The following is an 18393-nucleotide window of genomic DNA, read 5'->3' as shown; positions in this document are numbered from 1 at the left end:
AAATTTATGATCATTCCTAAATGAAATGATCTCTTGCAATGTTGGAATTCCAGAGTAAAAGAAGTAAAACGGCTACCTTCCTGGAGGAAGTAGCGGAGTTTGATTTTGATAAGTATTATACAACCAAAGTCAGGATAGCTTGTCATCTCCTGGTATGGGCGGTCTTGTCCTCATTTATATTTTTGAATTTGCTGTTTGCATATGGGCTCAATTTAGTAGCGGCTATTGGTTTTATGGGAAGAAGCCTTGTGTGTAATGCTTCTTTTTTTTATTTATTCTTCTATTTTTTTATACCGAATACGCTGTTTAAGAACAGGATTGTTCTGGCCCTGCTCTCTTTTATTTTTTGTGTGGTGTTATGGCTGGTGCTGAATCATTATTGTTTTGTTATTATTCACAATACTATACATGTTAATATCGCCAGCGTCCGGGAATCTGTGAGGTTTGGCGCCAATCAATCTTTACTGGAAGTTTTATCGCCGAAGTATATAGCGGCGGAATTTATGCTGGTCTTATATTCTGTATCTCCTTCCTCGTTTATAAAAATTCTGTTTGACATTATCGGATTTTATTCCTCAATATTTAAAGCGGAGCGTAAAACGAACCAGTTAGAAATTGAGAAGCTTAACCTGGAGAGCAATTTCTTAAAAGCACAACTTAACCCGCACTTCTTATTTAATACCCTGAATAATTTATACGGATTAGCCCTGAAGAAAGATGAGCATATCCCTGATATTATACTGCACCTGTCAGCGATCATGCGTTATATCCTGTATGAGTCCAATATGGAACGGGTGTTGTTAACCAGGGAGCTTACTTTTATCAGGAATTACGTTTTGCTTGAAAAGATACGCTATAAGAGAGAAAAGAAAATTATACTGGATATTGACGAGAGCAATGTTGATAATCAACAGATTGCACCTTTAATGACCTTTGTATTTATCGAGAACGCCTTTAAATACGGGTTAAAATCGGGAAAAGACAGCTTTCTTGAAATAAAAATTTTTGTTTCTGATAGAATTTTTTATTTTTCTGTTCTTAATGATAAAGACCCAACCTATGTTTACAGCGAAGAAAAGAAGTTTGGGGGCATAGGAGTTGAAAATGTAAAGAAAAGATTGGAATTGTTATACCCTGGTAAGTATCAGTTAGATGTCGATGACAAAGAGCTTAGCTTTGGCGTAAAACTGCAAATTGAGATGGAATGAGCAGCACAAAAATTAAATGCCTGATAGTAGATGATGAACCCATAGGCAGGGAAATTATAGAAGGGTTTGTGGAAAAAATACCCGGTTTTGAATTGTTAGCCTCCTGTGAAGATGCTTTTGAAGCGTTGGAGATACTGCAACGCGAACCTGTTGACCTATTGTTCAGCGATATCCAGATGCCTAAAGTGAATGGGTTGGAATTGGTCAGGTCTTTACCCAATCCACCCGCCATTATCTTTATCACGGCATACGACAATTTTGCTGTTGACAGCTACGAGCTGAATATTACGGACTACTTACTGAAGCCTGTATCTTACGAACGCTTTCTGAAAGCGGTAAATAAAGCCGTAGTGCAGATTAAGAGCAAGCAGGAAATAAAGTTGAATGCAGCAACGGAGAATCCCTTTATTTTCCTGAAAGCCGAAGGCAAACTAAATAAAATACTCCTCTCAGAGATCCTGTATATAGAGTCCATAAAGGATTACATTAAAATTCATACTTTAAGAAATACACTGCTGGTTTATTCCAGCATGAAAGCGATTGAAGCTAAACTGCCTGTAGATAAGTTTTACAGGATCCATCAGTCCTATATTGTTTCGCTCGATCACATAAAGTCATTAATGGGTAACGTAGTTGAACTTAACACCGGGTTGTCTTTACCCGTAGCCAAGAGCCAGAAATCTGCGCTCTACAGGATACTCAATATTGGTGAGGGTATCTGATAATTCCTGTAATAATAGACTGTTTATGAAGTAATCTTCTCCCCTGATTCAAATTCCGTACAGATAAAGCCAATTATAGTGCAGGATAATCCGAATATCGAAAAAGTTTCTCCATATCTTCATTAGGGTGCATTTTTGAAGGGTAAATGATTCTTTCACCAAAAAATTATTACCGTGAAAAAACTTCAACAGCCCGCCAAAAATAAGTTACTTGTTGTTAAAAAGAAGGTAATTATCAAGCTTGACCAGGTTGCTGCCAATAGTAACCGGGACGACTTTTTTGCTGCAATGGTTAATGATTCTTTTACTACCGATCTGACTATAACAGGAAGCCTTTATCCGTTATAGAAAATCTTTACTTCTGTGCGTAATGAATATTAAGTGTCTTATTATAGAAGATGAGCCGTTGGCGACTTATATTTTAGAACAGTATATTGAAAGAACACCATTTCTGCATACTGCCCGTAAAATAGAATATTTGCATGATGCTGTAGAAATTATCTGCCGGCAAAAACCGGATATTATTTTTCTTGACGTGAATACCAAAGGAATCAACAAATACCAGATCCAGGAGCTGGTCAGGAAAGAAGATATTCTGATAATAGTTACCACCGCCTATCCGAAGGCGTTCATCGAAGAAAAGTTGCAGATAGATTTGTCTGGTTTAGGCTATCTGCACAAGCCTGTGAGCTATGAGGCTTTTGTAAGTGAGTTGCAGCGGTTTATCGTGTGATTTTCTGAAACCAGGAAAGACGAGGCAAGAGCAGATCTGTTTTTCAACCTGGAACAATGGAGATTTTTCCTCAAAATAAAAACTGGCCAAACAGTGTTAACCGTTTGGCCAGTGTAATGCCCGGAACCGGATCATTTCTTACCTATCGGCCTATATTGATTTCTGACACAGGAATATACCGGTCCTGATAGAATATATTCCAGGACCGGTCTATCTGCAACATCACTGCAGCGCTATCGCAATAGTCTATAATAATTTCATGAAAGACTATGACGATAGGGGCTTTAACCCCTAACCAGATTCTATTTCTATTTCATCCATTCAATTAACTACTTATCCATGAACACTCTTGAACTGCTTCGAACTAAATTCAATTATCCGTTCCCGGCCCTTAAAAACCCCTATGCGGACCAGTTGCAGGAAATTACAGAAACGCAATGGATAGACGGGGAATACTTATGGCTGTATGAGCAAAATCCGGACCTCCGGAAAAAGTACAAGAAAACTAAAACGGCCCACATCGCCTCTCATTGGTTCCCTACAGCTTCGTTTGAAAGACTGAAACCCATATGCAGGCTCATGCTCTGGACCTTGTACAACGACGATCTGTATGAAGAAGGGACTCCTGAGGATATCGGGTATGTACACGATAGAACAGTGGCTATACTGAACGGTGAGATAGGAGCTGCTGAAGCAGAAATACCTCTGGGTAATATGCTCGAATCGTTACGTCAGGAACTATTGCAGTTTATCCCGCAGGAATCGATCATTCGTTTTTCGGAAATGATCAGCCGGTATTTTGCCGGTCTGAAAATGGAGCTTACGTACAAAAGGAATAAGACCTTCCCCACTGTGGCAGAATGTATTGCCCTGCGGGAAGATTCCATTTGTCTCTATCCCTTCCTGCAATTAACAGAAGTCGAAACAGAAATAATCTTACCACCCGAAATACACCAGCATCCGGTGATCCGGCGCTTGCAGGCACTCGCCTGCCACCTGGTAACCTACTTTAACGAGGTGCAATCGGTGAATAAAGACGAAGCAACCGGCAGTATTTATTATAACATTGTAAAGGTGATCCAGCATGAGTACGGAATCTCCCTGGAAGAAGCGTGCCTCGAAGACCTGCGTCTGCATAATGAAGACCTGAAAGAATTTGTCACCTTGCAGGCTTCCTTACCCGACTTTGGGATATGGCAGGATGCCGTGGTTAACTGGGTGCACTATATGAGCATGGTGCTCAGTGGCTGGAAAAATGTATCTACTAAGCTGGACCGGTACAATGGAACTGCTTTCCCCAATGCTGCGGAGCTAAGAGAGAAATTCAACCAGGTGTAAGTAGATATTGAAATGGAATAAACCTGTTACCGTTATACATTTTACAATCTACAAAACTCAAACTTCAAACAAGATGAGACCAGAAGAGTTTAATTCAAAAGATTACCTGCCACATGGCTATTACCCCTGGCCGGACCTTATCAGTCCACATGCAGAACAGATGGGGAAAGATATGGATGGCTGGATTGATAATGACTACACTTTTTTGACTGAAGAACAACGGGAAAAATACAAGAGAATGAAGCTGCATATCTGCACTGCGCGTATGTGGCCGGACTTAACCTATGAGCAAAGTATTCCCTGCAATAGGTTCATGCTCCAATATGTGGCTTTCGACGATCAGGTGGAAAATTCGTCTCTTGAGGAAATCCAACAGCTACGGGATCGTTGTACAGCTATTCTCAAGGGCGATCAACCAAGGCCGGAAGAAAACGCAATCTATCAACATATGGCATTGATCAGGGATGAATTCCGTGCTTTGATGCCTGAAATATGGGTGGAACGCTTTATTTACTATTTCTATCAATCCGTCAGATATGGGATTGAATTGGAGTATCCTTATAAAATAGCCCAGCGCCCACCGTCGCTTACTCTTTTCAAAACCATTCGTGAGTATTCCGTTCTTATGCGCCCGTATCTGATCTTTGGTGAAATTGAATCGGGGCTTGTGCTGCCAGAACATATCTTTGAGCACATTGTCGTTCAAAAGATCATATCTCATATGACCCTGGTTATTGCGTGGCAAAACGACATTCATTCCCTGCCCAAAGAAATGGCGAAGGGAACAGAAGTTTTTAACCTGGTCTTTGTATTGCAGCAACAATATAATCTTTCGCTGGAGGATGCCTGCAAAGAGGCCTTCCGCATACACAACGAGGAAATGGCGGAATTACTTACTTTACACACAGAGTATCGTGAGTTTGGTGAATATCAGGAACACGTTGATAAATTCTTTTATTATGCAGGAGTCGGGATCCAGGGAGTAAATACTTTTTATCTGCAAACGGAAAGATATCTACATGGAGGAGTGGGTTTCGCCTGGCCCGAGGAGGGGCGTACTGCAAACATTCAGGCAAATGGAGGCTAAGTTTCCCTGACTGTTCGCGATTTTATTCGATTGTGAGCGAGTTTGATTGATTTGACTCGTCCTAAAACAACTATCCCTGTTTGCTTGTAAGCGTGGTGGAAAAATGCTTTCTTTGCGGGAAATTCATCCAACATGACTGGCATTTTGAAGACAGGGCTTATCGCATTGCTGATTTTCTCTTGTAACATTAGTGTTTTTGGACAAGCAGACAGCATTGATTTTTTTATCCAAAACCAGATGCAGAAGCGCAGAATTCCCGGGTTACAACTGGCGATTGTAAGGCATGGGAAAATTATTAAAACGGGCAATTATGGACTGGCAAATCTGCAGGACTCCATTCCGGTAAGCGACAAAACTGTTTTTACCATTAATTCAATCACCAAGGCATTTACAGGTGTTGCAATTGTTCAATTAGTGGAAGCCGGAAAATTAAAATTGGATGCACCCATTTCTGAATACCTCACAGACATACCTGACGCATGGAAGCCACTAACGGTTCAGCAACTCTTGTCGCATATTTCGGGAATCCCGGATATTGTAAATGAAGAGGAATCCGTTTTAATAGCCGATGATCCGGAGGAAGCCTGGAATAAGATACTTCGAATGCCAAATGAATTTAAGGCTGGAGAGAAATTTAGTTATAACCAAACCAATTATTTACTACTCGGCCGCATTATCGATAAATTAAGCGGTATGTCTTTCCAGGAGTTCATTACCAAACAACAATTGGAAAAAGCAGGGATGTTGAAAACTATACAATCTGGTTTTGGGGCTACCAAAAACATTGTAGCCCATGCAGCTTGTAGTTACCAATATCAAAAAGGCCAACTCCGGAATATGTTCTTTTCGTTTCCTCCTTTTTTGCAAACGGCTGCCGGAATGAGTTCAACAGCAAAAGAACTGGCGGACTGGATCATTGCCTTACAAAGTATGCAGTTATTAACACAACCAGCAAGTCTTCGGGCACTTTGGACGCCTGCAGTACTGAATAATGGCGAAACAAGTGGCTTTAGCAGTTTACTTAATGGTTATGCTGCAGGCTGGCCGGTTGTTAAAAGAACAGATCATCCGGCCCTGGCGCCTGTTGGTGGCAATCGTTCGGCTGTATTTGTATATCCCAATGATGACCTTTCCATTATTGTGCTTACAAATCTATCAGGCGGGACACCGGATGTATTCATTGATGAACTCGCCGGATTGTTTATCCCGGATATGAAAGAAGCGAATGGTTTCGGCCTTTCCGCATCCCTGAGAGCATTAAAAATTACCTTAGATAAGGTGGGATATAAAAATGCCATAGAAGAAGTAAAGAAACTGAAGAAAGCAAATACTGGCTTTACAATAACGGAAAAAGAAATAAATGGCTGGGGATATAAACTGATCCCACAAAAAAGGATCGCTGATGCGCTGGAAATATTTAAACTGAATGTTTATTTATATCCCACAAGCGCTAATGCATTTGATAGCCTGGGCGAGATCTATGAAGAGCTGGGCAATAATGTATCCGCTCTTAAAAACTATGAACAGTCCCTGAAACTCGATCCTCAAAACAAGAATGCAGAACAACATATAAAACAGCTTAGATCTGGTAAATAAGGTGCGGCATCGTATTCAGCTATTTAAGCTACTCATGGATAGGATGCAGTACAAGTTCAGCTAATAGATCCTGTGAATTATTATTCTTTTCACCGGCGCAAAAAGGGTATCTAATTTTATCTGCTGATGAAAAGAGAGTGCTATTAGCTGGCAATCGCCTGGTTGCCAGCTATGTTTTGGTAAAACCCCAATGGTCAATTTCCTCATGCTCCGCATTCGAAGTATTACTCCAGCGCCTTCTTACGCTCAATTCTTTCCTCAGCTTCAATGAAGAGATGATGTATTTTTTTCTCCAGTTCTTTTTAGGAGGTAGTTCTGTCCAATATTCAGCTACCATGATCCCATCTTTGTGCATTTCGAACAGCTCAACTTGTTCTCGTCTGCTTTCGGCACATAAGATTAAGCCAATCGGGGATTGTTCTCCTTCTTGCTTTTCGCCCGACTTAAAAAAGCCGTTAAGCTGATATATACGCTGGAAACGGGTTTTGCCGAAAATAAAAATGGACAAACCGAGATGAATTTCGATTTGTCCATTTTAGTGCCCAGAACTGGATTCGAACCAGCACACCCTTGCAGGCGCTGCGACCTGAACACAGTGCGTCTACCAATTTCGCCATCTGGGCAACTGATATTGTGTCAGGGGTTGCAAAGATAAGCAGCTAAAACATTCTACCAAATATTTTTGCAAAAAAATACTAAAATCTATTTGAAACACCCATACGCGACTTCCAAACGGGAAAGGTCACACTCCAGTGCTGCGCGGTCCCAATGCCCTGTGTTGGCCGCCGCTTCATAGGTCGATTGCATGAATGCCAGCAACGTTTCCTCCGGATTTGCAGCCTGTTGTACCAGTTCATAAGGCAGCATAAATTCTCCCATCTCCTGGTTGTAAAAGGCGCCGGTGGGTTGAACGGGTTGTTCGCTGAAGGCAGGAGGAACAGGGTAGCAGTAGGCATAAAAAACGGCATGCGGGTACTGTTCACTGCCCGGCCAGAATCCACAGGAACTCACCTCTTTGGAGTAAGCTTCCCGCATTACTGCCGCCGGCATATTAGGCGCTTCTCCCAGGTGAGGAGGCGCATCCCTTCCGGAGAACCGGGTTACCGCCAGGTCAAAGGCGCCCCAGAAGAAGTGGACCGGGCTGCATTTGCCGGTGAAGCGCGTTCTGAAACGGGTGAAGATATTGTGGATCTTGACCAGGGCCTGCCAGAAGTCCTCCATTTTCTGCCGGTCGTACGACTGATGCACTTCATCTTTCTCAAACGGAATGGCGTCGGCAATTTCGCTGGGCACCGTGTAAATAGTTACATCAATATCCAGCGCCTCCAGCTTTTCAAATAACGCGTTATAAAAGTCGGCTACTGTTCTGGGGCGCAGTTCCAGCGTCTCTCTTTTACCGGTGCTGGTAATGATAATCAGCTGATGCTGCATGAAGTTAAAGTCGATCTGGAAGATGCCATGCTGGTATGGCACGCTTCCGGTGCTGAGGCCATCCGGACTTACATACAGCGTTACATGCCACGAGTGATTTAACCACGGCATTTTCCGGAGACGGATCTTTCCCACTATCTGTGTCCACAGGTGCACGGTAGCTAACGTATCTTTCCAGTCGTTGTAGGTGAGCACAGGCCACTGATCCTGTTTGGGATTGGCATTTTGCATAGCGAATGATTGAAGGGTAAGAAGTTCAGTGACTATTTAACAAAAAGGACGCAGGGAATGTTCTGTGCAGAAAAGAGAGTAGGATTGAATGAACCGGGAGTTGAAACGGTTACACATTACCGCATCCGGATACCTTTATAAGTTGCCTGATATCTTTGATGCAGATTTTTTTGCTGTGTGAGGTTAAAATGCCGGCGGACTTAAATTCAGTCAAAAACCTGACAATATTCTCTTTACCGGTACCTACCATATTGGCAAGGTCGCTACGGGAAATATTGATCATAATATCTTCCCCGGCTGCTGTTTCTTCTTTAAACTTTTCGCGCAATACAATTAATGTAATCGCCAGTCTTTCTTTAACAGAGCGCTGCGCAAATACAGAAATACTGTTTGCCAGTACTGTGAATTCATGACTGAGGATTTTGAGCAATCTGCGTGGCAACACGCTGGACCTTTCCATAATAGCCATAAAATCTTCTTTGGGAATGAAGGCTATGATACTTTCCTCTATGGTAGCAGCGGAGTCCGGATAACGCTCATCCGCTAAAATAGCATGATACCCGATTAATTCGCCTGCATTGGCAACGTATATAATCTGCTCCCGGCCATTCTGGTCAACCTGGTACTTTTTAACCTTCCCTTTTTTTATAAAGAAAATACCGGAAGCAACAGCTCCCTGTCTGAATATTATTTCCCCCTTCCCATAACGCTGTTCCTGCATATGGGTATGAAGCGCTGCATATTCATCTTCAGGCAGATTACTCAGGATGGATTGAGATTTAAAATTCCATTTATAGATGGGAAACAGACCTTCTAAACTCATAGAAATGACCCACTGGGCGAAAAAGTGATTTTTTGCAGTTTTTTAATTGAAAAGTATCAATGAAACCGAATACCATCAAAGGTACCTTTGCAATATGAAAATATCAACTATTTCCCGTCCGAGGATTAATTTCACAGACAATCATGAGTGGATTGATTTAAATGGTAGTGTTGGTTTTGTAGGTGTTTCTGCACATAGATTGAAAGGAATTAAGAATATAGTTAATATAATATGGCATAACCCCAAAGGCATTATTGAGAAAGGAGCCATTATTGCTGAAATCCACACCGCCGATCAGATTATTCCTGTACATGCACCGGTCGGCTGCAAATATCTTGGCAGGAATCAAAAACTTTCAGGAAATCTAAACCTTGTATTGGAAAGTCCGCAGGACAACGGCTGGATTTTTTTCGTTACTCCGCTGAAATTCTACAACCAGGAGTCACTTCTTTCTCCAGAAAACTATCAGAAATTAATACGCTCCAAAGTTGCTAATCAGTAATGGAAAACACGCTGATGAAACCGGCCTGGTATCTGACAGATGCATCTTTCGACTGGCTGTTCCCGGAAAGGATTCAGCAAATGTCGAAACGGCATTGGACTCCCGTGGGAATCGCCAAAAGCGCCGCTGCTTTCCTGGCATCTGAAGGAAATGGAAAGATCCTCGATATAGGAAGTGGTGTTGGAAAATTTGCGCTTATCGGCGCTCATTACTATCCCGGATCAATTTTTTATGGCGTGGAACAAAGAAGTGAATTACACCATTATGCACTGGCTGCAAAAGAATACACGAAAACAATTAATTCAGAATTTATCAATGGTAACTTCACACAGGTTAACCTGGCAGATTATGATCACTTCTACTTTTACAATGCCTTCTTTGAAAATTTAGACACCAGGAATAGAATAGATCAGCAGATTGATTATTCCACCAGTCTCTATCAATACTATTCCCGCTATTTGTACAGGGAACTGGATAATAAACCTGCAGGAACCAGGCTGGTAACCTTTCACAGCCTGGAAGATGAAGTGCCTCCGGGGTACCGGCTGATAGATGCCTCTGAAGATTTTTTACTGAAAATGTGGATGAAGAAATAAAAAAATAATACGCCGGAACATGACAATAGATAAATATGTAGCCACAATAATTGAACAAATCAGGGTGGCAAAAAATAATGCAGAAGTGAAAGATGTTATCCAGGTATCTGTCAATAACATGAGGGAGAAGAAGAAGAATGGATTTATAGTACAACGGTGCCTCAACAAATTAGAGACAGCATTGGAAGGAATTCCGCCGCTTGAATGTAGCAGTGAACAATGGAGTTGCTACCGTTTTGCACTTATCTGCATCAGAGATACATCCGTTAAGCAGGTCACTCCGGACCAGAAGAAAATATTGTGATGAAGAAATCCAATTTTATTGCCGGCATTTTAAAGAATAAATGTCCCCGTTGCAGAAAAGGGAAATTGTTTAAAAATGATAATCCTTACCAACTAAAAAGAGTCCTGGATATGCATGGTAACTGCCCTGTGTGTGGCCAGCGGACAGAACTGGAAATAGGATTCTGGTATGGAACCGGATACGTTAGCTATGTGCTGGCGGTGATGTTCTCCGTGTTTAACTTAATATGGTATTGGCTGATTTTTGGTATAACCTGGAGAGATGACAGCATCTTTCATTGGCTGATCGCTAACGGGATTATATTAACGCTTTCAATGCCCTTATTAATGCGATTGTCCCGGACGCTATACCTGACCTTCTATGTGGGCCATGATCCTGAAGCTGAAACACGGAAGCAAAAGGAGAGCGTGTTGTCTTAAATTCCACTTGTTTAATAATGCTCCCCGTAGCGGGCATGTCATTTAACCAACCATCATCTGAGCGCTGTGATACATTTTATCACGGCGTTCAGATATTTTATACCAGTGAAATATCTTTTCGCTCCCCGGTCAATTATAACTTAATCCAGAATTTTAGCAGATGATCTATATCCGTGCCCACAATATGATATCCATGCGGAGCTTCCGCTTCGGCGCCGTGGTAGGTCGCCAGCCTTGTACCCGCCGGCATTCTTTCAAGCTGGGTATACAGGTACCTGTTATATTGATTATACAAAGATCTTGAATAAGTAAGTTTATCGTCTATTTTATAGGTACCGGGAAGATTTTCATAAAAGGAATTGAAGAAGTAAAAGTGATCGTACTGGCTGAAATCCAACTCTGTTAAATTACCATACATGCAGGTAACATTGTTAAGCCCCACCATTTCTTTCGCAATAAAAGCATAACGTACCAGGTCGCTGCGCTGCTCAATGCCGTAAAAGAAAGCATCCGGGTTATAGTAGGCGCCTCCCAGGCAAAATTTACCAGGCCCGCTGCCAATGTCCAGTATTTTGGCACCCGGTGTGGCAGCCAGGAATTTAGATGCCTTCTGAACCACCCTTAAGGGAGTCCAGTGCCTTTGTGCCAGCGCCTGTATATAAAGGGGATAAAGATGATGAAAGTTGGCGTCTGATTCAAACCACTTATCTGAATGCCCACGTAATGAAGTTGATGATGCAAATGACATGTATTATACTACGGTTTACAGTTGAAATATTGACTTGCAGATAATCTTATCTCCCTGCTTTAGTCATATCCCCAAAGGTATCTATCATTCAATAGCGCTGCGGTGAAATTTATCACCCTGAAAAGTGAGTTTTATCAACTTTAAAAATGTTAATTTTGTATGCGATGAGTATCAAGGGTATATTTCCAATAGATAAATGGGATTTCAAAAGTGAATCCATCCTTGCGGATCTGCCGCCGGATGTTTATGAGATGCTGATAGCCCATAAAAGCGAGCAGATATACAAGAAGAATGAAGTACTTTTCCGGGAAGGGTCATATCCATCCGGTATATTTTATATCACCAAAGGAAAGGTCAAGAAATATAAAGTTGACAATGACGGTAAAGAGCAGATCATTTACCTGGCTAATACAGGGCAGTTGATCGGGTATCATGCCATCTTATCGGAAGACCGGTATCCGGATTCTGCAGCCGTTATAGAAGAGAGCACCATCGCATTCATTCCCAAAGAAGATTTCCTCAAGGCGCTCGACTATTCTCCTTTGCTGAACAACAGGCTACTCAAAACTTTAAGCCATGAATTTGCGGTATTGGCAAACAGCCTGACCATGTTCGCCCAAAAGACCGTAAGAGAAAGACTGGCACTGCAATTAATCATTATCCGGGAAAAGTATAAGGAGAATTATGTAGAAGGAATGTCGATAGAAATAAACATAAGCCGTGAAGACCTGGCCAGCCTTGTGGGTACTGCCAGGGAAAATATCGTAAGAGTATTAACTGAATTCAAAGAAGATAATATACTGGAAACAAAAGGAAGGAAAATTATGATAAAAGATGTTGGTAAGTTGATTAAGATAGCCAACTATAAATAGATGCAGCCAATCAATTATCAGCTGGTTGCGTCACTATTTTTTTATCCTGAATCCTGATCCGGTGTACCATTTTGGATAACCTCACCCGGAAAGCGTCGTAGAACATCGCAATAACCAGTACCGCCGCCGGTAAATAAAAGGTAACGTACTTAAATTTCAGGAACATATATCCCCCCACAATTCCACCTGTCAGGAAGAATGTGATGATAACGAGCCGCAGGATAATTTTTTTCCTGACCGTTGCAACGCTTTTGCCAGAAGTGGATATCCATGTGTACAGGTCAATACCAAGATCCGTAAACATCCCGGTCAGGTGTGTAGTTCTAACCACATACCCGGAAATTGTGGATACCAGGGCGTTTTGCATTCCCATTGCAAATAACAGGCTGCCGGCAAAGTATTCTGTTTTGATAATAGATTGATCAAAGGTATATCCAAAACTACCTACCAACACAAGGATAATGATCTCGCATACGATAGGTATTGCATAACCAAATCTTTTGTGCTGTCCTGCTTTGCCGGTACAGAAGCTTGAGAAAAATGCTCCGGCAAGAAAAAGTACCAGCCATAAACCAACCATTCGTGCAGACCTGAAGTCGCCCGTTGCCAACTTATGCGCCAGTAATGCCGCATGGCCGGTTACATTGGTGGTTAGTACCGCAAAAGCAAAGAAACCGGCCGCATTTACTACTCCGGCAGTAAAGCATAAAAGTACGGCGAGCCGTAAATTATGCCGGTAGTTTCTTTTTCTTCCTATATGACGCAGCATCTGTTAATATTTTCACAGGTACACCCTGCGTAACCTTATCGCCTTCCGGTTATCTTTTTATCCACATTTTTAAGAGAAAATCTACTGTAGCATCCACCAGCTGGTAACTGGGAGGAATTTCGTCTTCCAGGCTATGAAACGTCACTAACCTGGTACCACTGGGTTTGTTGTCCAGTCCTTTGAACATATAACGTGTATAATAGTTATACAGGCTTGTGGAATATTCGGTATCCTGGTCTATTTGTCCCTCATCAACCAGGTTTTCAAAGAACGCATTATAAAAGTAAAAGTGATCAAAGTCGTTAAAATCTACCTGTGTAAAATTACTGTTGATAAATTCAACATTCCCTGATGCGGTCCGTTCCCTGGCTGCCTGCGCAAAATGATATAATTCTTTTCGCTGCTCTACACCATAAAATGTAGCTTCCGGGAATTGATGTGCTCCGATAAGACAAAACTTACCCACACCACTTCCTATATCAAGTATTCTTTTCCCGGTTCCGGAAGCCAGGAATTTCGCCGATTTTCTCGCTACCTCCATAGGTGTCCAGTGCCGCTTGGATAATTGCTGTATTCTCTCAGGATACAGCCAGTCAAATGCTGCATCACTCACATACCACGTTGGCCCGGATATAATATTTTCCATGTTTATTGCTGACTATTTTAGAAAGAACAGGTTGCTGGTTAGCAAAGAAAGGTTAACCGGAAAAATGCCTTCCGGGAGCGTTATTAATGGTGCAAAGTTACCGGAAGATCGATTCGGTTTAATTGATACTTTTCAATTAAAAAATTGCAAAAAGTCACTTTTTGAGGGGCGGGGTTACCGGTTTCTGTTTTGGGGAAGGGCATAAAAAAAGACAGGTTGTAAATCATTTGATTTACAACCTGTCTTCTACGTTGGGTTATTCCACCCAATAAGTTAATGTTACAACAATATAACCATCCGGTCCAACTGCATCACTGCTGAGCGTAACGGTTGAGGAAACCGCTCCTTCCCAGTTGCCCGGATATGCGCCAAAGGTGTAGGTACCAGCCGGCAGGTTATCAAATTTATCTTCGTCTTCCTGTCCACCCGGGTAATAGTACACGCCGGTTGCTACATTTTTTGCCCAGTAACCGCGTAAACCGGTGCCGCCGGTAACCGGCGCACCATAAATGTCTACCAGTGTTATCCGGACATTAAATTCCGTCAGGATTTTGTTGTTGGCTGCGCTGTTAATGGATTTTCCGGGAACAGTGCAATGGGTTCCGCTGATTTCATCATTTCTGCCGGAAGTGGAGGTTGCATAGCTCTGTAATAAAAACAGCAGTGGCAGAAAGCTTAGAAAGATTGCTTTTCTCATGGGTTAAAATTTAAATGTTAGGTTTTCAAATGAGCATTTAAGTTAGAATTTTATTATTGGATGCTGTAAGATTTTATTGTTAAATCGGCAGAGCTGATTATTGCTGGCTGAATTGTATTTTAACACCGGCGGCAATAGATGTTAACGAAAGACTGGCTCAAAAGTAGGAGAACGCTTTAAGCCAGCCTTTCTATCTGTGAGGAGGTTACTTGCCTCCTATTTTTTCGATAGCTTTTCCCAACTGTTCCCTCGAGAACCTGAAACTGAAAGACAATAGAACTGTTGGCCTGATACCTCTTTCATGCAGCTGATCAAAATCAAGACTCTGCAATAATCCCTGACCTTCTTCATATTCTCCTTTCAACTTATAGGCATAGCTGGCGCCAAAACCTAAAGTAAGGGCGGCCCAATCAGATACTAGCATTGAGGGACCGGTAAACACTGTAAAACGTGCATCTCCACTCACGCCAAAACCTGCACACCATGCCAGGTTAAAATTGTTCAGTTCTTCCTGTTTACGGTTCAAATTAATGGGCATTAAGAAGTTGGCAGTAATTGACAGATCTTTCCAGAAATCGGTGCCATTATTGTTTCTTCTTTTGATGGTAAATGAATCTACGTCAGGACTTGATATACTTTTACCAGCTGCCTTACTGAAATACTGGGAAGGTTCCTTTATAATGTTGGGGGAAAAAGTAAAGCCAAAATGCGTTATGTAACTGACACTTCGGGGCGTTCTTAGCATAAATTCCCAGTGTTTATCCAGGTTGTTTCCCTTATCATCCACTGCATCCACGGTAACAATAATATTCTGGTTCTTCTTCAGCGAAAAGTTCGCTGTCAGAGATTCAAAAGAGTATTCCTTCATGGTTTTTTCAATTACTTTGGCGGCAGCTTTCTGAAGGTCGTCTTTGCACTTACCGAGGGATTTATCGCTGAGTGAATCATTGATTAACGTAATCCATTCAGCCACCTTCACTTCATCCTTTTCAGCCTGCAGAGAAGTAATTAGCTTTACAATTTTAGGATGAGCTTCGTTGCATGAATCCGCGCCAGCCTCATCGCCAAATTGTGATGAGCTCCCTTTCTCTTGCTGGACAGTAACTCTCACACGGTACTTATTTTGCAGAGACATGTTGATCAGTTTAACACCGGGTGTTGTTAACCCAATTGTTTTGTCGCCTGACTTTGAACTCAGATCAAGTTCAACGTAATTTTGTCCATAGGTAAAATAATACAATGAAATCAGGGATAAAACCAGGACTAATCGTTTCATATATTTATTTTAGAAGTGAAAAAAATTGCTCTTTATTAATTTTCTTCAGGTTAAAGGAAGCGGAATCCGTTTGAACGTGTACATCTTCCAGAAAACGGGTTAAATCAACATTACGAAACACCTTGCCCTGCCTGGAGTGGGCAGATTTAATTAATGCTATCAGCCCTGCCGTAAAGGCTGTAGCAGAGGAGGTGCCGTTAATCTTATCCGTATTGAAATAATTGGTAAACTCACTTTTCGTAGCTTTATTGAAGTAACCGCGAAAGGGAGCAATCAACTCCACGTCTTGCCATATATTACTTAATCCATGCAGGTGGCTGCCATCGGATTCCGAGCCTGCAACAGCATTTATCAGGGGATAGGCCGCAGGGTAATAGGGATTCATTTCATCTGCTTTATTGCCTGTTGCCGCCACAAAAATCGCATTGCCGTTATCTATAAATTTATTCGTCACTTCATCAAATTGTCTTATGATCTCTGTATCTCCGGTATTCCCTCCTTTGAAACTAAAACTCATGGAAACAATGTCGTAACCTTCAAGGCCATGCAGGATTGAAATGAGGTCATTGATGTTAAAACTGTTATCATTTGTATCAATCTCCGCGAAGTGCAGCTGTACCCCGGGCGCCACTCCCAGGTATCCTTCCTTTACATCGTTACCACAAATGATGGCAGACATATACGTGCCGTGTCCGGTGTCCGGAAATTGTAACGATGGTATATCATCGGGATTGATAGCATGTTTTATGGCAATATTACCAGGATTAAAGCCGGCATCAATGACCGCTACTTTCACGCCGGCGCCGGTAATACCCTGCTTCCAGAAATCCGCAATACGCCACTCATCAAACAAATCCGACATATTCTTTACGGGCATCGACAGGGTTGCTGCCGTGGTATGAAAGCCGCCGCTCCAGTAGTACTCATCTTCCCTGCTTAAAAACCACTCGTTGTTCCCATCCAGTAATTCTCCATATACCTTTTGTACAACATCCAGCTGGTGGCCAGGCTCCAGGAATGTAGGATTGGTAGCAGTGGTATGAGGAAAGCCCAGACGGGTGTTAACGGGTTTGTTGGCAGTAATAATCATCCTACACGAATTTTTTTGTTTTCAACAATGTTAGGTGTGGTGGTTTTATCAGTACTCTTGTCCTGTTTTTCTTCAGGCTTCATGCCAGCCTGCCGTATGCTGATTAATCGCTGTAATAAATCAAACCAGAAGGTGGCTCCCAGCGAAATGGCCAGCGCGGTAACAAGCCAGCCAGGAATAGTATAGCCGTTCCAGTCGCCCCAGGAAGCACCCAGTATGTTATTAATCTGTCCGATATTATTGGTAACATCTGCCACCTGTTCTTGCGTGTAGGCCGTATCGGTTGAAGGACGCTTTACAATTTTAGAGAGTGATTTATTACCCTCGATAGCTTTCTCCACCACCAGGTCCCGGACCTGTTTATTCTTTATCAGTATGGTAGATATTTTAATCGTGTCTACATTGAATGACACTGCAAGGAATAGCCCAATCAGAAACAATATCAGTCTGGTCTGCTTTTTATACCAACCTTCTGCACGTTCCATCATTTCATTAAAGGAGTCTTCCAGTTTGGTCCTGAATTTATCTATGTCATTATGACTTTCATAAACCATCTGCATTAACATGGTTTTTGTTTCCCTATCTATACTTAATCTGATAGGTTCAATGTCCGTGGGCGATTTGAGGAGAGCTACAGTTACTTTATCTGAAAACTTTTTTTTAATACTATCCGCAAATCTGCCAGAGCGAGGCTCAAATTTTTTGCGGACAGGTACCCCCAAAGGGTCTGATAAATTTTGCTTTATCAGTTCCAACTGATTTTCTATGCCAGTATACTGCAGTCCGCGTAATATTCTTACTATTACTTCGGCATATGTGCCGGCGTTGATGTAGGCGGGCCTCCTGTAGAAGGATCCTTCTCCCAGGTATTTGATAGTGGGGTACTCATAAAATTGATTTACAAAATCCAGTTTTTCGTTTAGGGCTTTCCTTCCTGCGAAGAGACGGCCTACCAGTGATCTTCTGTTTGTAAAATCACTATCCTGCAGCAATCGCCTGATGGCTTTGCCCAGCATCAGCGCCCGCAATTGTAGATACTTCGCTATTATTTCCTGAAGGATGGAAGCGAACAAACTGTATAAGAGGAAAACGAATGTAAGTCCTATGACTACATCTAAGGCAATACTATTAAACATAACTCCTGGTTATAGAGCATAGAAAAATTGCATAACAATGCCTAAGGGATAAATCTTGTGTCTGATGAGGTTAAAATTTTATATATAAGGCCAGGAAACTATAGGGCATTAACACAATCCGGGGTTAGATTCTGGTCATATTCAACGTACTCTAAGGTATAAAAATCAT

At 41.9% G+C, this 18393-nt stretch carries 22 protein-coding genes and 1 tRNA gene; 12 read left to right on the top strand and 11 right to left on the bottom strand.

Going from position 1 to position 18393, the window contains the following annotated elements; translation table 11 throughout:
* The first annotated feature begins 38 nt into the window (after positions 1-38).
* The 7 genes from B5Z18_RS07055 to B5Z18_RS07030 all read left to right on the top strand — a co-directional run bounded on the left by B5Z18_RS07055 (position 39) and on the right by B5Z18_RS07030 (position 6684).
* Entirely contained in the window at positions 39-1208 is a 1170-nt protein-coding gene (locus B5Z18_RS07055; protein WP_079468667.1) for a sensor histidine kinase, read from the top strand.
* Positions 1205-1930 (top strand): LytR/AlgR family response regulator transcription factor, encoded by a 726-nt coding sequence (locus B5Z18_RS07050; RefSeq protein WP_079468666.1) that lies wholly within the window; start codon positions 1205-1207, stop codon positions 1928-1930. The genes B5Z18_RS07055 and B5Z18_RS07050 overlap by 4 nt, the downstream gene beginning before the upstream one ends.
* A 174-nt stretch (positions 1931-2104) precedes the next feature.
* Positions 2105-2278: a hypothetical protein gene (locus tag B5Z18_RS32455; protein ID WP_159454222.1), complete on the top strand. Its 174-nt coding sequence runs from the start codon at positions 2105-2107 to the stop codon at positions 2276-2278.
* A 22-nt stretch (positions 2279-2300) separates the two neighbouring features.
* Positions 2301-2663 carry a LytR/AlgR family response regulator transcription factor gene (locus tag B5Z18_RS07045; protein WP_079468665.1) on the top strand — a complete coding sequence of 121 codons (363 nt, stop codon included), beginning with the start codon at positions 2301-2303 and terminating at the stop codon, positions 2661-2663.
* A 339-nt stretch (positions 2664-3002) separates the two neighbouring features.
* On the top strand, positions 3003-4001 hold the full coding sequence (locus B5Z18_RS07040; protein WP_079468664.1) for a terpene synthase family protein: 999 nt from the start codon (positions 3003-3005) through the stop codon (positions 3999-4001).
* A gap of 73 nt (positions 4002-4074) precedes the next feature.
* Positions 4075-5088 carry a terpene synthase family protein gene (locus B5Z18_RS07035; RefSeq protein ID WP_079468663.1) on the top strand — a complete coding sequence of 338 codons (1014 nt, stop codon included), beginning with the start codon at positions 4075-4077 and terminating at the stop codon, positions 5086-5088.
* 132 nt (positions 5089-5220) lie between these two features.
* Entirely contained in the window at positions 5221-6684 is a 1464-nt protein-coding gene (locus tag B5Z18_RS07030; RefSeq protein ID WP_079468662.1) for a serine hydrolase, read from the top strand.
* 169 nt (positions 6685-6853) lie between these two features.
* On the opposite strand, the gene B5Z18_RS07025 is transcribed toward B5Z18_RS07030, so the two are convergent.
* From B5Z18_RS07025 to B5Z18_RS07010, 4 genes are all read right to left on the bottom strand, one after another.
* Positions 6854-7192, bottom strand: a complete 339-nt coding sequence (locus B5Z18_RS07025; RefSeq protein ID WP_200817209.1) for a PDDEXK nuclease domain-containing protein — start codon at positions 7190-7192, stop codon at positions 6854-6856.
* A 31-nt stretch (positions 7193-7223) separates the two neighbouring features.
* Positions 7224-7307: transfer RNA gene (locus B5Z18_RS07020), tRNA-Leu, on the bottom strand.
* A 79-nt stretch (positions 7308-7386) separates the two neighbouring features.
* Entirely contained in the window at positions 7387-8346 is a 960-nt protein-coding gene (locus B5Z18_RS07015; RefSeq protein WP_079468661.1) for a DUF5996 family protein, read from the bottom strand.
* A 109-nt stretch (positions 8347-8455) separates the two neighbouring features.
* Complete coding sequence (locus B5Z18_RS07010; protein WP_079468660.1) at positions 8456-9169, bottom strand: Crp/Fnr family transcriptional regulator; 714 nt, start codon at positions 9167-9169, stop codon at positions 8456-8458.
* A 94-nt stretch (positions 9170-9263) separates the two neighbouring features.
* On the opposite strand from B5Z18_RS07010, the gene B5Z18_RS07005 reads away from it, so the two are divergent.
* The 4 genes from B5Z18_RS07005 (at position 9264) to B5Z18_RS06990 (ending at position 10990) form a co-directional block, all read left to right on the top strand.
* Complete coding sequence (locus B5Z18_RS07005) at positions 9264-9671, top strand: biotin/lipoyl attachment domain-containing protein (protein ID WP_133256311.1); 408 nt, start codon at positions 9264-9266, stop codon at positions 9669-9671.
* Positions 9671-10267, top strand: coding sequence for a hypothetical protein (locus tag B5Z18_RS07000; protein WP_079468658.1), 597 nt, complete (start codon positions 9671-9673; stop codon positions 10265-10267). The genes B5Z18_RS07005 and B5Z18_RS07000 overlap by 1 nt, the downstream gene beginning before the upstream one ends.
* A gap of 19 nt (positions 10268-10286) precedes the next feature.
* Positions 10287-10571 (top strand): hypothetical protein, encoded by a 285-nt coding sequence (locus B5Z18_RS06995; protein WP_079468657.1) that lies wholly within the window; start codon positions 10287-10289, stop codon positions 10569-10571.
* Between the two features lie 110 nt (positions 10572-10681).
* A complete protein-coding gene (locus B5Z18_RS06990) occupies positions 10682-10990 on the top strand; it encodes a hypothetical protein (protein WP_235015883.1) in 309 nt (102 codons plus the stop codon).
* A gap of 133 nt (positions 10991-11123) precedes the next feature.
* Here the strand turns inward: B5Z18_RS06990 and B5Z18_RS06985 are convergent, their stop codons facing one another.
* Positions 11124-11738, bottom strand: a complete 615-nt coding sequence (locus tag B5Z18_RS06985) for a methyltransferase domain-containing protein (protein WP_079468655.1) — start codon at positions 11736-11738, stop codon at positions 11124-11126.
* Between the two features lie 164 nt (positions 11739-11902).
* Between B5Z18_RS06985 and B5Z18_RS06980 the strand changes: the two genes are divergently transcribed.
* Complete coding sequence (locus B5Z18_RS06980; protein WP_079468654.1) at positions 11903-12610, top strand: Crp/Fnr family transcriptional regulator; 708 nt, start codon at positions 11903-11905, stop codon at positions 12608-12610.
* Between the two features lie 10 nt (positions 12611-12620).
* Here the strand turns inward: B5Z18_RS06980 and B5Z18_RS06975 are convergent, their stop codons facing one another.
* The 6 genes from B5Z18_RS06975 to B5Z18_RS06945 all read right to left on the bottom strand — a co-directional run bounded on the left by B5Z18_RS06975 (position 12621) and on the right by B5Z18_RS06945 (position 18224).
* Positions 12621-13379, bottom strand: coding sequence for a YoaK family protein (locus B5Z18_RS06975; RefSeq protein WP_079468653.1), 759 nt, complete (start codon positions 13377-13379; stop codon positions 12621-12623).
* A gap of 49 nt (positions 13380-13428) precedes the next feature.
* On the bottom strand, positions 13429-14025 hold the full coding sequence (locus tag B5Z18_RS06970; RefSeq protein WP_079468652.1) for a methyltransferase domain-containing protein: 597 nt from the start codon (positions 14023-14025) through the stop codon (positions 13429-13431).
* Positions 14026-14281: 256 nt separating this feature from the next.
* Positions 14282-14722, bottom strand: coding sequence for a hypothetical protein (locus B5Z18_RS06960; protein WP_079468650.1), 441 nt, complete (start codon positions 14720-14722; stop codon positions 14282-14284).
* 205 nt (positions 14723-14927) lie between these two features.
* A complete protein-coding gene (locus B5Z18_RS06955; protein WP_079468649.1) occupies positions 14928-15998 on the bottom strand; it encodes a hypothetical protein in 1071 nt (356 codons plus the stop codon).
* A 4-nt stretch (positions 15999-16002) separates the two neighbouring features.
* Positions 16003-17088, bottom strand: a complete 1086-nt coding sequence (locus B5Z18_RS06950; RefSeq protein ID WP_079468648.1) for a S8 family peptidase — start codon at positions 17086-17088, stop codon at positions 16003-16005.
* On the bottom strand, positions 17085-18224 hold the full coding sequence (locus tag B5Z18_RS06945) for a hypothetical protein (RefSeq protein WP_143313518.1): 1140 nt from the start codon (positions 18222-18224) through the stop codon (positions 17085-17087). The genes B5Z18_RS06950 and B5Z18_RS06945 overlap by 4 nt, the downstream gene beginning before the upstream one ends.
* Positions 18225-18393: the final 169 nt, after the last annotated feature.

The organism is Chitinophaga ginsengisegetis (genome assembly GCF_900168065.1).
Lineage (GTDB): Bacteria > Bacteroidota > Bacteroidia > Chitinophagales > Chitinophagaceae > Chitinophaga > Chitinophaga ginsengisegetis.
This window is presented reverse-complemented; position numbering and strand designations above follow the sequence as displayed.

What these genes read in the sequence shown, in the direction of transcription:
- B5Z18_RS06985 (WP_079468655.1), bottom strand. Translation starts at nt 11,738, where the DNA reads ATGTCATTTGCATCATCAACTTCATTACGTGGGCATTCAGATAAGTGG.
- B5Z18_RS06950 (WP_079468648.1), bottom strand. Translation starts at nt 17,088, where the DNA reads ATGATTATTACTGCCAACAAACCCGTTAACACCCGTCTGGGCTTTCCT.
- B5Z18_RS07005 (WP_133256311.1), top strand. Translation starts at nt 9,264, where the DNA reads ATGAAAATATCAACTATTTCCCGTCCGAGGATTAATTTCACAGACAAT.
- B5Z18_RS07010 (WP_079468660.1), bottom strand. Translation starts at nt 9,169, where the DNA reads ATGAGTTTAGAAGGTCTGTTTCCCATCTATAAATGGAATTTTAAATCT.
- B5Z18_RS07015 (WP_079468661.1), bottom strand. Translation starts at nt 8,346, where the DNA reads ATGCAAAATGCCAATCCCAAACAGGATCAGTGGCCTGTGCTCACCTAC.
- B5Z18_RS06990 (WP_235015883.1), top strand. Translation starts at nt 10,682, where the DNA reads ATGCATGGTAACTGCCCTGTGTGTGGCCAGCGGACAGAACTGGAAATA.
- B5Z18_RS06975 (WP_079468653.1), bottom strand. Translation starts at nt 13,379, where the DNA reads ATGCTGCGTCATATAGGAAGAAAAAGAAACTACCGGCATAATTTACGG.
- B5Z18_RS06995 (WP_079468657.1), top strand. Translation starts at nt 10,287, where the DNA reads ATGACAATAGATAAATATGTAGCCACAATAATTGAACAAATCAGGGTG.
- B5Z18_RS07050 (WP_079468666.1), top strand. Translation starts at nt 1,205, where the DNA reads ATGAGCAGCACAAAAATTAAATGCCTGATAGTAGATGATGAACCCATA.
- B5Z18_RS07040 (WP_079468664.1), top strand. Translation starts at nt 3,003, where the DNA reads ATGAACACTCTTGAACTGCTTCGAACTAAATTCAATTATCCGTTCCCG.
- B5Z18_RS06980 (WP_079468654.1), top strand. Translation starts at nt 11,903, where the DNA reads ATGAGTATCAAGGGTATATTTCCAATAGATAAATGGGATTTCAAAAGT.
- B5Z18_RS07000 (WP_079468658.1), top strand. Translation starts at nt 9,671, where the DNA reads ATGGAAAACACGCTGATGAAACCGGCCTGGTATCTGACAGATGCATCT.
- B5Z18_RS06955 (WP_079468649.1), bottom strand. Translation starts at nt 15,998, where the DNA reads ATGAAACGATTAGTCCTGGTTTTATCCCTGATTTCATTGTATTATTTT.
- B5Z18_RS07045 (WP_079468665.1), top strand. Translation starts at nt 2,301, where the DNA reads ATGAATATTAAGTGTCTTATTATAGAAGATGAGCCGTTGGCGACTTAT.
- B5Z18_RS06960 (WP_079468650.1), bottom strand. Translation starts at nt 14,722, where the DNA reads ATGAGAAAAGCAATCTTTCTAAGCTTTCTGCCACTGCTGTTTTTATTA.
- B5Z18_RS07030 (WP_079468662.1), top strand. Translation starts at nt 5,221, where the DNA reads ATGACTGGCATTTTGAAGACAGGGCTTATCGCATTGCTGATTTTCTCT.
- B5Z18_RS07035 (WP_079468663.1), top strand. Translation starts at nt 4,075, where the DNA reads ATGAGACCAGAAGAGTTTAATTCAAAAGATTACCTGCCACATGGCTAT.
- B5Z18_RS07055 (WP_079468667.1), top strand. Translation starts at nt 39, where the DNA reads ATGTTGGAATTCCAGAGTAAAAGAAGTAAAACGGCTACCTTCCTGGAG.
- B5Z18_RS06970 (WP_079468652.1), bottom strand. Translation starts at nt 14,025, where the DNA reads ATGGAAAATATTATATCCGGGCCAACGTGGTATGTGAGTGATGCAGCA.
- B5Z18_RS06945 (WP_143313518.1), bottom strand. Translation starts at nt 18,224, where the DNA reads ATGTTTAATAGTATTGCCTTAGATGTAGTCATAGGACTTACATTCGTT.